The sequence below is a fragment of the Williamsia sp. R60 genome (assembly GCF_054063855.1).
This window is the reverse complement of sequence record NZ_JBSSGR010000001.1, coordinates 1001401-1014750: the sequence shown is the minus strand read 5'-3', so window position 1 is coordinate 1014750 and position 13350 is coordinate 1001401. Positions and strand designations below refer to the sequence as shown.

10 protein-coding genes are annotated in these 13350 nt (G+C 65.0%); 4 read left to right on the top strand and 6 right to left on the bottom strand.

Annotated elements, in window-relative coordinates:
* The first annotated feature begins 59 nt into the window (after positions 1 to 59).
* Positions 60 to 2378, top strand: a complete 2319-nt coding sequence (locus ACVWY6_RS04430; RefSeq protein ID WP_457536356.1) for a carbon starvation CstA family protein — start codon at positions 60 to 62, stop codon at positions 2376 to 2378.
* Positions 2378 to 2569: a YbdD/YjiX family protein gene (locus ACVWY6_RS04425; RefSeq protein WP_062800843.1), complete on the top strand. Its 192-nt coding sequence runs from the start codon at positions 2378 to 2380 to the stop codon at positions 2567 to 2569. Before ACVWY6_RS04430 ends, ACVWY6_RS04425 begins: the two co-directional genes overlap by 1 nt.
* 4 nt (positions 2570 to 2573) lie before the next feature.
* Here the strand turns inward: ACVWY6_RS04425 and ACVWY6_RS04420 are convergent, their stop codons facing one another.
* Both ACVWY6_RS04420 and ACVWY6_RS04415 read right to left on the bottom strand, forming a co-directional pair.
* Entirely contained in the window at positions 2574 to 3104 is a 531-nt protein-coding gene (locus ACVWY6_RS04420) for a hypothetical protein (protein ID WP_152538204.1), read from the bottom strand.
* A gap of 46 nt (positions 3105 to 3150) precedes the next feature.
* Positions 3151 to 4236 carry an NADH:flavin oxidoreductase/NADH oxidase gene (locus tag ACVWY6_RS04415; protein ID WP_457536354.1) on the bottom strand — a complete coding sequence of 362 codons (1086 nt, stop codon included), beginning with the start codon at positions 4234 to 4236 and terminating at the stop codon, positions 3151 to 3153.
* Positions 4237 to 4372: 136 nt separating this feature from the next.
* Between ACVWY6_RS04415 and ACVWY6_RS04410 the strand changes: the two genes are divergently transcribed.
* Both ACVWY6_RS04410 and ACVWY6_RS04405 read left to right on the top strand, forming a co-directional pair.
* A complete protein-coding gene (locus ACVWY6_RS04410) occupies positions 4373 to 5254 on the top strand; it encodes an alpha/beta hydrolase fold domain-containing protein (protein WP_062800758.1) in 882 nt (293 codons plus the stop codon).
* 138 nt (positions 5255 to 5392) lie between these two features.
* Positions 5393 to 6853 carry a family 43 glycosylhydrolase gene (locus ACVWY6_RS04405; RefSeq protein WP_457536352.1) on the top strand — a complete coding sequence of 487 codons (1461 nt, stop codon included), beginning with the start codon at positions 5393 to 5395 and terminating at the stop codon, positions 6851 to 6853.
* 16 nt (positions 6854 to 6869) lie between these two features.
* On the opposite strand, the gene ACVWY6_RS04400 is transcribed toward ACVWY6_RS04405, so the two are convergent.
* The 4 genes from ACVWY6_RS04400 to ACVWY6_RS04385 form a co-directional block, all read right to left on the bottom strand.
* Positions 6870 to 7928 (bottom strand): glycerophosphodiester phosphodiesterase family protein, encoded by a 1059-nt coding sequence (locus ACVWY6_RS04400; RefSeq protein ID WP_457536885.1) that lies wholly within the window; start codon positions 7926 to 7928, stop codon positions 6870 to 6872.
* Positions 7929 to 8056: 128 nt separating this feature from the next.
* On the bottom strand, positions 8057 to 10249 hold the full coding sequence (locus ACVWY6_RS04395) for a putative bifunctional diguanylate cyclase/phosphodiesterase (RefSeq protein WP_457536350.1): 2193 nt from the start codon (positions 10247 to 10249) through the stop codon (positions 8057 to 8059).
* Between the two features lie 154 nt (positions 10250 to 10403).
* Entirely contained in the window at positions 10404 to 12788 is a 2385-nt protein-coding gene (locus ACVWY6_RS04390; protein WP_457536349.1) for an ATP-binding cassette domain-containing protein, read from the bottom strand.
* Between the two features lie 146 nt (positions 12789 to 12934).
* Positions 12935 to 13345 carry a VOC family protein gene (locus ACVWY6_RS04385; protein ID WP_030164251.1) on the bottom strand — a complete coding sequence of 137 codons (411 nt, stop codon included), beginning with the start codon at positions 13343 to 13345 and terminating at the stop codon, positions 12935 to 12937.
* Positions 13346 to 13350 lie beyond the last annotated feature (5 nt).

Sequence of the window (13350 nt, the reverse complement as noted above, 5' to 3'; positions counted from 1 at the left end):
CGCTTGTGGCAGACAACAGGCGTGAATCCTCCTACCGCCCACAACGCACAGGAGCCACGGTGACCGTCACTCAGGAACGCGACCGAGATCCCCACATCGATCTCATCCGCACCGATCCCGATCTTCCCCCCGTCGCCATCGTCGACCGAAGTCCGATGACCGTCGGCAAACGCATCATGTTCGCGATCATCGCGATCATCGGGGCGTGCGCCTGGGCGATCATCGCCTTCGTCCGCGGAGAGACGGTCAACGCGATCTGGTTTGTCATCGCGGCACTGTGCACCTACGTGATCGGCTACCGCTTCTACGCGCGCCTCATCGAGATGAAAGTCGTTCGGCCCCGCGACGATCACGCCACCCCGGCCGAAGTCCTCGACAACGCCCAGGACTACATGCCCACCGACCGGCGGGTGTTGTTCGGGCACCACTTCGCAGCCATCGCGGGCGCCGGCCCGCTCGTGGGCCCGGTACTCGCCGCGCAGATGGGCTACCTGCCCGGAACCATCTGGATCATCATCGGCGCAGTATTCGCCGGCTGCGTCCAGGACTACCTGGTGCTGTCGATCTCCACGCGGCGCCGCGGCCGCAGCCTCGGCCAGATGGCCCGCGACGAACTCGGTGACATCGGTGGCTTCGCGGCGATGATCGCCGTATTCGTCATCATGATCATCCTGATCGCGGTCCTGGCACTCGTTGTGGTCAACGCGCTCGCCGAGAGCCCATGGGGTGTGTTCTCGATCGCGATGACCATCCCCATCGCCTTGTTCATGGGGATGTACCTGCGGTTCCTGCGTCCCGGCCGGGTGTCGGAGGTTTCCCTGATCGGTTTCGTGCTGCTGATGCTGGCGATCATCTCCGGTCGATGGGTCGGTGAGTCGAGTTGGGGCGCAGACATGTTCAGCCTCTCGCCGGTGTTCCTGAGCTGGGCCATCGTCATCTACGGGTTCGCCGCAGCGGTGCTACCGGTGTGGCTGTTGCTCGCTCCGCGCGACTACTTGTCCACCTTCATGAAGATCGGGACCATCGTGCTGCTCGCGGCGGGCATCGTCATCGCACGACCGGTGATGCAGGCTCCGGCGGTCAGCGAGTTCGCACACAACGGTCAGGGCCCGGCGTTCGCAGGTTCGCTGTTCCCGTTCCTGTTCATCACCATCGCCTGCGGCGCGCTGTCGGGCTTCCACTCGTTGATCGCCTCGGGTACCACGCCGAAGTTGCTGGAGAAGGAGAGCCAGGCACGCATCATCGGTTACGGCGGCATGCTGACCGAATCCTTCGTCGCCATCATGGCCCTGATCACGGCCTGCATCCTGAACCAGCATCTGTACTTCGCGATGAACGCGCCGAAGGCACTGACCGACGGGACTCCGCAGGGTGCAGCCGACTACGTGAACGGCCTCAACCTCCCCGGGGATCCTGCCACGGCCGCACAATTCGAGCAGGACGCGAAGGCCGTGGGCGAGAGTTCGGTGATCTCCCGAACCGGCGGCGCGCCCACATTGGCGATGGGTATGGCCGACACCATGCAGCGCGCATTCGGCGGGGAGTCGTTGCGTTCCTTCTGGTATCACTTCGCGATCATGTTCGAGGCCCTGTTCATCCTCACCACCGTCGACGCCGGAACCCGTGTCGCCCGGTTCATGCTCTCGGACGCACTGAGCAATGTGAAGGGCGGCAAGCGATTCAAGGATCCGTCGTGGCGACCGGGCGCATGGCTGTGCACCTTCATCGTTGTCGCGGCGTGGGGTTCCATCTTGTTGATGGGTGTGACCGATCCGCTCGGCGGCATCAACACCCTGTTCCCGCTGTTCGGTATCGCCAATCAGTTGCTCGCGGCCATCGCACTCACGATCGTGCTGGTGATCGTCCTCAAGCGTGGGCTGTTCAAGTGGGCGTGGATTCCCGGCATCCCATTGGCGTGGGACCTGATCGTCACGATGAGCGCATCGTGGCAGAAGATCTTCTCGAGTAATCCCGCGATCGGGTACTGGCAGCAGCACAGCGATTTCCAGAACGCGAAGGACAGTGGAAAGACTGCTTTCAAGACCGCCAAGAATGCCGGCGAGATCGACGCCGTCATCCGGAACACCTTCATCCAGGGCACGTTGTCCATCGTGTTCGCGGTACTCGTCCTGATCGTCGTCATCGCGGCAGCTTTTGTGTGCGTCAAGGCGATTCGGGCAGGAGGACTGCCCACCACGGAGGACACCCCTGTGGAGTCGAAGAGGTTTGCCCCCCGCGGCCTGATCGCCACACCCACCGAAAAGCAGATCGAGCGGGAATGGGCCGAGTTCGAGAACACCGACAGGGTCTCAACGGCCTCTGCGACAGGTGATCCGAACGGGCACGGTTCGAGCAAGGGAGCGAGGCCGGCCCCGTGATGGACGTACTCCGCCGCGGCTCAGACGCGGTGCGCTGGTACGTGGGAGCGATGATGGGTGACAGCGATTACCAGCGCTACCTCGCCCATCACCGGGCGCACCACCCGGCCGATGTCCCGATGACCGAGCGCGATTACTGGCGTACCCGGTACCGCGATCAGGACCGGAATCCGCAGGGCCGCTGCTGCTGATCCGTCAGTCCGGCCGGGTGGCGAAAAAGCGGGCGAGTTGTTCGGTCCAATATCGGTCGTGTCGCTGCTCGACCGCTCTGCGGGTCACCTGCCGGATCACAACGATTCCGCCTACGCCCACCAGCAGGGCCAGTAGCACCGCGGGTCCCACTCGTGGGATCGGTCCCCCGAAAGCAGCACCGGCCGGTGCCCAGTCGCCGTTCTCGTCGACGGGGATGTCGCGGTTGCTGCCTGCGGGGGTACCTGCCGGTACTGCGATCACACCGTCACGTCGTTGCGACTCCCACTCCCAGTGCGCCCGGACCGCCACGGCCGGGGTACCGATCGTCTGGGCGGTGGCGGGCACGGCCGCCTCATCGGTCACCGCTCGTACCGCCCCCACCGGCTCGGCGATGGGTGACCGTTCGGCCATGTCCCACACCAGGACTCCCGTGAGCACCGACATCATGCAGGCGACCACCACGCACAGCGCCGACACTCGTCGTAGCCTTCGTTCGAACCGATCGACGGGGCGGCTCAGCAGATCCGGGGGCACCTACTCGATTGTCGGGATATCGCGTGTAGGCGCAACCCGGGATCGATCAACGCCAGGCGCCACGCGTGTACTGCGGCGGGTATGGGGCCTCTCGCCAGGTCAGACCCAGTTCGTGCGCCGCGCGCAGTGGCCACGCCGGCTCACGGAGACCAGCTCGGGCCAGCAGTACAGCGTGTGCGGACTCTGCCTCGAGGATCTTCTCCGCCTGCCCCGGCTCGGTGATCAGGCCGACCGCCGCAGTGGGAACACCCGACTGCTCGAGAATGGCCTTGGCGAAGTCCACCTGGTAGCCGGGACCCACCGGGATGTCTGCCAGGACATTCCCGCCACTGGAGACGTCGATCAGGTCGACTCCCAGCGGTTCGACGAGCGCGGCCAGCCGAGCGCTGTCGTCCACCGTCCACCCACCCTCTGTCCAGTCGGTCGCCGAGAGACGCACGAACAGGGGCTTCCCGTCAGGCCACACACGCCGAACGGCTTCGACGACCTCGAGCAAGATCCGGGTGCGGCCTTCGAAATCGCCGCCGTACTCGTCCTCGCGGATGTTCGACAACGGCGAGAAGAACTCGTGGAGCAGGTACCCGTGAGCAGCATGGATCTCGACGACGTCGAAGCCGGCCTCATGTGCCCGGGACGCCGCGGCGGCGAACGCATCGACAACGCCTGCGATGCCATCGCGGGTCAGGGCCGACGGCGTGTCGTAGCCCTCGAATGCAACAGCAGACGGGGCGCTGGTCACCCAGCCGCCGTCTGCATCGGCGATGCTGCCCTCGGCGTCGGCCATCGGGGCGTACGTCGAAGCCTTGCGGCCCGCGTGCGCCAGTTGGACGCCGATCGCCGAACCCTGCTCGTGCACGAAGTCCACGATTCGACGCCATCCTGCTGCCTGGTCGTCGTTCCAGATGCCGGCGTCCTGAGGGCTGATCCGCCCGTCGGGCGTGACTGCGGCGGCCTCGGTGAGAATCAGGCCGAACCCACCGGTCGCCCGGGCGCCGAGATGGACCAGGTGCCAGTCCGTGGGCACGCCGTCTTCGGCAAAGCAGCTGTACTGGCACATCGGTGCAAGCCAAGCGCGGTTCGCGATGGTCAGATCGCGCAGGGTCAAGGGCGTGAAGAGTGCTGGTGTGGTCACGCCACACCTCAACCGCCGAGGCCAGGTGCCGATTCCACGACCCACCCGACCGTGAGATAGGTCTCGCCGGATCATCAGCAAAATCTCACACGTTGCTGCAGGTTGAACACAGGTCCACGGTCTAATCTCGACACAGATGAGTATTCAGATGAAAGCACTGTCGACGATGCTGAGGCTGAACGGGTTGTCCCTCACCAGCACCGCGGAGCGCGCACGCCGACAGATCTACCGGCCCAAGAAGGTCGTGTCGCCCCCGGAACCGATGTACACCTCGCACATCGTCAAACGCCGCTCGATCGGCGGTTTCCGTAGTTACAGCGTCACCCCGCGTCGAGTCCGCCCCCAGACCACGGTGCTGTACTTCTACGGCGGCGCGTATGTCAGCGAGATCAGTGCCCAGCATTGGGCTTTCATCGCACAGCTGGCCGACGCCGGCATGCGGGTCGAGGTGCCGATGTACGGGCTTGCTCCCCGCTACGACCATCGGGACGCCCTTCCGTTCATCACTGCGGTGTATCAGCGACTGGTGACCGAACACCCCGGGTCGCCCATCGCACTGGTCGGCGATTCCGCCGGCGGAGGTCTGGCGCTGCTGATGGCACAGACCGCGCGTGACCAGAACCTGCGCCCGCCTCAGCGCCTGATCCTCATCTCACCCTGGCTCGACCTGTCACTCAGCAATCCCGACATCGCTCGCGTCGAGCGTCACGACCCATGGCTCAACCGGTCCACGTTGGACATGGCAGCGCGGGTGTGGGCTCCCGACAAACCACTGACGCACCCGGAGGTCAGCCCGATGTACGGCGACCTCGGTGGGCTCGCCCCGACGACGGTGCACATCGGCACCCACGACATGTTGTACCCGGATGCCCTGCGATTCCACGAGCAAGCGAGCGCGGCGGGTTCGGATGTGGAGCTCAACACCTGCCCCTCCGGATTGCACATCTATCCGCTGACACCGACCCCTGAGGGCCGCGCTGCCACCCGGTTGATCATCGAGACCTTGCAATTTGTCTGACTTCGCCACGCTGGGCGCATAACCGGCCGAACACGGTTTCGTCACAGCACGATGTCGCAGCGTGGCTGAAGTCTCAACCTCAACTTGAGCTGGATATGTTTGCCGCGACCTGAATGGTGAGTTGTGGCAAGGAGCGACATGCACGCGTGGGGGGCTCCGGCCGCTGAACCGATGGATTCGAGCACGAGACCGACCGTCGGGCGCCGTTGGGCAAGCGCCTGCCGTCTCGCTGTTCCCGCGCTCCTGGCTCTGCTCGTTGTGGTGCTCGCGCCGGCGCCGTCCGCGATTGCACAGTCGATCGTGCAGCCGGTGGCGGCCGACCCGACCGTCATCCGCGCGCAAGATGGCCGGTATTACATGTACGCCACCGCCGACGACTGGGGCGATGGCCAGGGCGAGCACAACATGACCGTGTTCACCTCGTTCGACCTGGTGGACTGGAAGTACGTCGGCGACGTGTTCGACGAGGCGCCAGGCTGGCACCCGCCCGGCAGACTCGCCTGGGCCCCAGACATCTCGGAGTCGAACGGCACTTATTCGCTGTACTACGCGCTCTACGACGAGAAGAATCCCTGCATCGGCCTGGCAACCGCACCGGGTCCGACAGGACCGTGGACCGATCTGGGACATCCGGTGTTCTGTGCGCAGGACGTCGGCGTCGAGGGCACCATCGATCCGTTCCTCTGGGACGACGGAAAGACGAAGACCATGTTCGTCGGCAACTTCCACGGCGTGTACGCGATACCGCTCAACCCGGAGGGAAATGCGGCGGCCGGAGCCCCGGTCCGGGTGGCCGACGACCGGTTCGAAGGTCCCGAGATCATCTTCCGCGACGGCTACTACTACCTGTTCGTCTCGGCAGGTAACTGCTGCAACGGCGCCGACACCGCATACCGAGTTCTTGCCGGCCGTTCGGCGTCACTCACCGGACCGTACCTCGACCGCAAGGGCGATGACCTGAACGCCGGCGGCGGAGCGCTCATCCTCGCCGGCAGCCAGGCATGGGCCGGCCCCGGCCACAACACCGTTGTCACCGACGACGCCGGAGCGGATTGGATTGTGTATCACGCCGTTCCACGCGATGACCTTCAGTTGCCCAGTGGCGCCCAGCGACGTGAAGGGATGATCGACCGCATCGTGTGGGCCAACGGCTGGCCGGAGGTCGGCGACGGCTCGCCCGCATCGACGGGGCCGGCGTCTCCGCAGACCAAGCTGCCGGTGCAGGTCCGACTCTCCCCCGAGACACCGACCGAACTACCCGAGGGCGGTGGTCCCCTGAACGCCAAGCTGATGGTCTCCGCACCCGCCGACGCACCCTACGTCGGGCAGGTGTGGGTGGATGTGGCGCAACCGGGCAGCGCAACAGGCACAAGCGTTCTCGCACCGATTCCGGTGGACCTCAAACCCGGGCAGACGATGGAACAGACGGTCACGTACACGGTTCCACCGGAGGCCCCCGCCGGGATCTATGGCATCTTCGCCTATGCGGGCGCGACCGTCGATGCGCCCGTCGAGTTCGGGACAGTCACGGCCACAAAGGCGGGGAACTCGGTCGGCAGTGGGCTCGCCGGGCTGTCGACGTCACTCGACAACGCTTAGGCCAACCGCCAGGGGCTCACGCAGGCGCGGGCAAGGTCATCCCCCGAGTGGCCATCACCTCTCGCAGGCGAGTCGGGTAGTCGGTGATGATGCCGTCTGCGCCCGCTTCGATCTGTGCGTCCATCACGGCGGGATCGTTGATGGTCCAAGGGATCACGGCCAGCCCGGACTCATGCGCTCGGGCCACGAAGTCCTCATCGGCCACCAGCGTGTAGCCCGCCGGCGGTACCTGTCCGTCGGGGTACGGGTTCACATAACCGGGCGACAACACCGTCACACCGTCGATCGATGAAGCCCCTTTGATCACATCGCCGCCCACCGCGTCGAAGTCGACCGGGCCGAGCCACTGGGAATCCTTCTTCCAGGTGGTCTCATCCCAGAGCGCCACCAACGGAATACTCGGCTCCGCGTCGTGCACCAGCGGCAGTGTGCGCCAGTCGAAGCTCTGAATGCTGACCCGGCCAACCATGCCGGCCTCTTTCACCGCCGCCAAGGTGACGTCGACGAACTCCTCCGGTGTCGCCGAGTCTGCCCGTTTCTCCGCCTCGATCTTGGTCTCGATGTTGAACCGCACCGCGTCGGCGCCCCGTGTCTCGACAAGTGCGAACAGTTCTGGCAGAACCGCTATCTTGTTCCCGGCCACCGGCTGCGCTTCGGGGTAGCCGGCGAGCACCTTGTCGCAGTTGAGGGTTCGGATCTGCGCGAGGGTCAGATCGTGGACGAGGTCGCCGACATACGGGAACTGCGGGTCGCCCGGTGTCGCCGCTGCGGTGTCCGCACATTTGGTCTCGTCAATTTTCGGATCGTGCCAGATGAGCGGCTGGTTGTCCTTGGTCAGCACGATGTCCAACTCGAGGGTGCTGACCCCGAGGGACAGGGCCTGGTCGAACGCATGCAGCGATTCCTCGGTGTATTCGCCGCGTCCGCCGCGATGTGCCTGCAAGTCAAAGGATTTCGACGGCTCCGCATCGGATGCCGATGGCACGGTCGTCGCGCTCTCGGTCGAATCGGTCGAGTCGCTGCCACACGCGACCAGTCCCACCGTCGCGACCATCGCGGCCATCGTTGTCGCCAAGAGATTCTTTCGCACACCCATCCCATCGCCCTGTCGTCTGGTACCGCGAAACCTAACGCACGGGCGGTTCCAGGGCAGGACGAGCAGATCCGAGTTCATCTCCTGTTGGCGTCGAGTCCTACGCCTGGTCACACGATCGCTGACCGCAACGTTGCGGTCACGTCGTCCGCAGCGGCGGGCCGGCCGAGATGGTAACCCTGCGCATAATCCGCACCGCACGCCCGCAGAGCCTCGAGCTGCTCGGCGGTCTCCACACCTTCGCCCACGACGGTGACGTCGAAAGCTCGCGCCAGGCCCACGATCGCGGACACGATCGCCTCCGGCCGGGCACCCGGAAGGTCTGCGATGAACGACTTGTCGATCTTGAAGCACTCGAACACCGGATAGCGATCCAGGTAGTAGATCGAGCTGTGACCCCTGCCGAGGTCGTCGAGCAACAGGGACACACCCATGTTATGTAGCTCGGTGAGCGTGCCTGCCACCCTCGCGGTGTCGGACACCCACACCGTCTCGGTGATCTCGAGCCCGAGTGCGGATGCTTCGAGGCCGGTCGCGGCCAGTACCCGTGAGACCACCCGTGGAAAGGCCGGGTCGCGCAACTGCAGCGCACTCACGTTGACCCGGATCGACACCGTGGTGAACTCTCGCCACCTGGCTGCCTGTGCACACGCCTCGGCCAAAGCCCATGTACCGAGATCTGTTGCCAATCCTGTCCTTTCGGCAACGGCCACGAACTCCACAGGACTGACCGGGCCATGGACCGGATGGTTCCATCTCGCGAGTGCCTCGACCGCGACGATTCGTCCCGACGCGATCTCCACCAACGGCTGGTAATGCAAGGTGAGCTCGCCGCGTTCGAGCGCCGACCGCAGGTCGATGGACAACGACCGGATCCGCTCGGCGTCGTACACGTCGTCATCGTCGTAGACCGCATGGCCACCGGCGCCCATGTCCTTGGCCCGGTACATCGCGAGATCGGCCCGATGAATCAGTTCCCGCCGGGACGAGCCCGGTTCGCTGACGGCGACACCGATGCTGGCACTCAACGGCGTCGGCGCACTGCCGTGCGCGTAGGGAGCGCCCAGCAGCTCGGTGATGGAATGCGCGATCTGCTGTGCCTCGGCGATGTCGCGCACCTCTTCGCAGAGGATCAGGAACTCGTCGCCTCCGAGACGGGCCACCACATCCTGTTCTCGCACAGCGGTTCTGAGTCGCTGGGCGAACCGAACGAGGGCGAGATCGCCCGCTTCGTGCCCCAGGCTGTCGTTGATGAGTTTGAAATCGTCGACATCCAGGAGCAGCACCGCGACGTGGGTATCGGCGGCCTCTGCCCTTTCGAGGGCTTCGTCGATGCACGCATAGGCCAGAGCGCGATTGGGGAGGTCGGTGAGAGGGTCATGCATGCTGCGCTGGCGCACTTGGCGGTCGAGCTCAATGCGCCGGATGGCCGCGGACAGCACATCTGCCACGGTCTGGAGGAACGTGATGTCGCGATCGGCATAATCGCGCGCGTCGGCACTGTGGACAGAGAGCGCTCCCCACGGCGCAGTCGCACCGGCAATGGGTATGCCGACACCACTGCGTAGGCCGTAGCTCTTCATCACCTCGGTGGGAAATCGGGTTTCTGCCAGGCGGTCCGGGCACACCACCACATCGGCAGTGTTCATGGTGTAGCCCATGAGCGAGTGATTGCCCGCGGGCACGTCGAACCCGTCTCCCCGCGGGCCGGTGACCGCCTCGAGGCTCAGGCGTGTGCTGTCGAACTCGTCTACCCGGGTGACCATGGCGGTTTCCACCCCGACCAGCGTCACCGCAGCCGCGGTCGCAGCGGTCAGCAGTTGAGGGAGTTCGGCCTCCAGCGCGAGCCGGCTCAGCTCGGCGACGGCTTTCTGTTCGGCGCCGAACTGAGCTGCAGCGTCGGCGACCTCGCGCAGCCGGCGATCACGTTCGTCTCCCCGGCGGCGATCACGGACGATGGTCGCGATCGCCGATGGCTGGCCGTCGGACCGCTCCACAACAAAGGTCGTGAGTGTCACCGCGATGCGGGCACGGGTATGAAAATGCTGCAACTCACTGCGCCCACGCCAGTACCCCCGTGACCTGAGGTTCTCCTCGACCTCATCGGAGATCGACAAGCCCGCCGGTGTGAAGAAGTCTTCCGTGAACAGCTCACGATCCGGCGACTCGTCCAACCCGACCAGTCTCCGACCGTCCGGGTTGACGTACAGGACCCGCCCGGAGAATTCGGACAACACGATCAGGTCGGGAGACAACTCGAGGATCGCGCGCAGTATCTGCGGGTCGTCCACGAATCCGGCCATGCGCCGCCCATCCCTCTCCGACGCGCATGTGACCCTGCGAACGACGATTCCACGGGGCGGGATCGAGCGCGAGCACACCGTGTGCGACTGATCAGATCATCGCACACGCCTAACTCGTTGTTACGGCGCGCGAACCCGCCCCCAGCGGCGCGTTTCAGGCGCCGACGTACGCCGCGAGGTGTTCGCCGGTGAGGGTGGACCGAGCCGCGACGAGATCGGCGGGTGTGCCCTCGAAGACAACCCGGCCACCATCGTGGCCGGCCCCCGGTCCCAGATCGATTATCCAGTCCGCGTGTGCCATCACGGCCTGGTGATGCTCGATGACGATGACCGACTTCCCCGATTCGACCAGCCGGTCGAGCAGGCCGAGGAGATTCTCCACGTCGGCGAGGTGGAGGCCGGTGGTCGGTTCGTCGAGCACGTAGATCCCGCCCTTGCCGGCCATCTGGGTGGCCAGCTTGATCCGCTGCCGTTCACCACCGGACAACGTGGTCAGCGGTTGTCCGAGCTTGATGTAGCCCAACCCCACGTCGGCCAATCTGTCGAGAATCTTGTGCGCTGCAGGCAGTTTCGCATCACCGTCGCCGAAGAACGCTTCCGCCTCGGCCACCGACATGCCCAGCACTTCGCTGATGTCGCGCCCGCCGAAGGTGTATTCGAGCACCGCGGCCTGGAACCGTTTGCCGTCGCACTCCTCGCAGGTGCTGGCCACCCCTGCCATCATCGCCAGGTCGGAGTAGATGACACCGGCGCCGTTACAGGTGGGGCAGGCGCCCTCCGAGTTGGCGCTGAAGAGCGCCGGCTTGACACCGTTCTCCTTGGCGAAGGCTTTGCGGATGGGGTCGAGCAATCCGGTGTACGTGGCCGGGTTACTTCGCCGCGACCCCTTGATCGGGGCCTGGTCCACCGAGATCACCTCGTCGAGGCCGGTCACCGAGCCCTGGATGAGCGAACTCTTGCCCGAGCCGGCGACCCCGGTGAGGACAACGAGCACGCCGAGGGGGATGTCGACGTCGACCTTCTGCAGGTTGTGAGTATCGGCCCCGCGTACCTCCAGAGCGCCCGACGGTTCACGCACCGACGGCTTCAGCTGCGCCCGGTCGTCGAGGTGATGCCCGGTCAGGGTGTCGCTGGCACGCAATCCCTCCACGGTGCCCTCGAACATCACCTGACCACCTTCGGTGCCGGCGCGCGGACCGAGATCCACCACGTGGTCACCGATCGCGATGGTCTCCGGCTTGTGCTCCACCACCAAGACGGTATTGCCCTTGTCGCGCAGCCGCAGCAGCAGACCGTTCATGCGCTCGATGTCGTGTGGGTGCAGCCCGATCGTCGGTTCGTCGAAGACGTAGGTCACATCGGTCAGGGACGATCCGAGATGCCGGATCATCTTGGTGCGCTGCGCTTCTCCACCGGACAGGGTGCCTGAGGGGCGGTCCAGTGAGAGGTAGCCCAGCCCGATCTCGACGAACGAGTCGAGGGTCTGCTGGAGGTTGGACAACAAACCGGCCACCGACGGCTCATCCAGTCCACGGACCCACTCGGCGAGATCGCTGATCTGCATCGCACAGGCATCGGCGATGCTGATCTTGTTGATCTTCGACGAGCGGGCCGCTTCGCTCAGCCGCGTGCCATCGCATTCCGGACACGTGGCGAAGGCGACCGCCCGTTCGACAAATGTCCGGATGTGCGGCTGGAGCGCATCGATGTCCTTGGACAGGAACGACTTCTGCATCTGCGGGACCAGCCCCTGGTAGGTGAGGTTGATGCCGTCGATCTTGATCTTGGTCGGTTCCCGGTAGAGCAGGTCATTCAACTGCTTCTTGGTGAACTTGCTGATCGGCTTGTCGGGGTCGAAATAGCCGCAGCCCCGGAAGATTCGGCCGTACCACCCCTCCATACTGTACCCGGGAATGGTGATGGCGCCGTCGTTGAGTGACTTGTCGGCGTCGTACAGCGCCGTGAGGTCGATGTCGGACACCGACCCTCGTCCCTCACACCGCGGGCACATGCCACCGGTGATGCTGAAGGTCCGCCGCTCCTTGGTCTCCCGTCCCCCACGCTCGATCGTCACCGCACCGGCGCCGGAGATCGACGCGACGTTGAACGAGAATGCTTGTGGGGAACCGATGTGCGGTTTGCCGAGGCGGCTGAACAGGATTCGGAGCATCGCGTTGGCGTCGGTTGCCGTACCGACGGTGGACCGCGGGTCCGATCCCATTCGCTGCTGGTCGACGATGATGGCGGTGGTGAGACCGTCCATGACGTCGACTTCCGGACGCGCCAAGGTGGGCATGAACCCCTGTAGGAAAGCGCTGTACGTCTCGTTGATCATGCGCTGCGATTCGGCAGCGATGGTGCTGAACACCAGCGAACTCTTGCCCGAACCGGAGACACCGGTGAACACCGTGAGCCTGCGCTTCGGGATCTCCACGCTGATGTCTTTGAGATTGTTCACCCGAGCACCCTGCACGCGGATCAGGTCGTGGGTGTCGGCGATGTGCGGTTCCTGCAGTTGCGGTTTCTTGGTGGTGGCCATGCTGCTCCGGTCTCCATTTGTTGGCGCGACGTCGCGGCAGAGCGCCGACTCGGTCTAGTTTCGTACAGCGTACTGGGTTTCTCTGACCCTGGGTGCTGGTTGAGGATCAGCGCGGCGTGAGCCGGACAATCGGGCACTTCCCGTCATCACGCGACTTCCTGGATACGAATCATGTTGCCTGCCGGGTCACGGATCGCGCAGTCCCGGATGCCGTACGGCTGTTGCGTCGGCTCCTGCACAACCTCGGTGCCGTTTGCCTGCACACGCTCGAACGTGTCGTCCAGGTCTTTGGTGGCGAGCAGCAGGCTCGCGTACGTGCCCTTGGCCATCATCTCGGTGATCGTGCGCCGCTCATCGTCGGTGATGCCCGGGTCGGCACCCGGCGGGGTCAGCACGATGTTGACGTCGGGCTGACCCTTCGGTCCGACCGTGATCCAGTACATGTCGTTGTAGCCGACCTCATTGCGGACCTCGAAGCCGAGGGTGTCCCGATAGAAAGCCTTGGAAGCCTCTGGGTCGGTGTGCGGAAGGAAACTCGAATGAATGTTGATGTCCATGTCGC

What these genes read in the sequence shown, in the direction of transcription:
- ACVWY6_RS04405 (WP_457536352.1), top strand. Translation starts at nt 5,393, where the DNA reads ATGCACGCGTGGGGGGCTCCGGCCGCTGAACCGATGGATTCGAGCACG.
- ACVWY6_RS04385 (WP_030164251.1), bottom strand. Translation starts at nt 13,345, where the DNA reads ATGGACATCAACATTCATTCGAGTTTCCTTCCGCACACCGACCCAGAG.
- ACVWY6_RS04395 (WP_457536350.1), bottom strand. Translation starts at nt 10,249, where the DNA reads ATGGCCGGATTCGTGGACGACCCGCAGATACTGCGCGCGATCCTCGAG.
- ACVWY6_RS04410 (WP_062800758.1), top strand. Translation starts at nt 4,373, where the DNA reads ATGAGTATTCAGATGAAAGCACTGTCGACGATGCTGAGGCTGAACGGG.
- ACVWY6_RS04390 (WP_457536349.1), bottom strand. Translation starts at nt 12,788, where the DNA reads ATGGCCACCACCAAGAAACCGCAACTGCAGGAACCGCACATCGCCGAC.
- ACVWY6_RS04425 (WP_062800843.1), top strand. Translation starts at nt 2,378, where the DNA reads ATGGACGTACTCCGCCGCGGCTCAGACGCGGTGCGCTGGTACGTGGGA.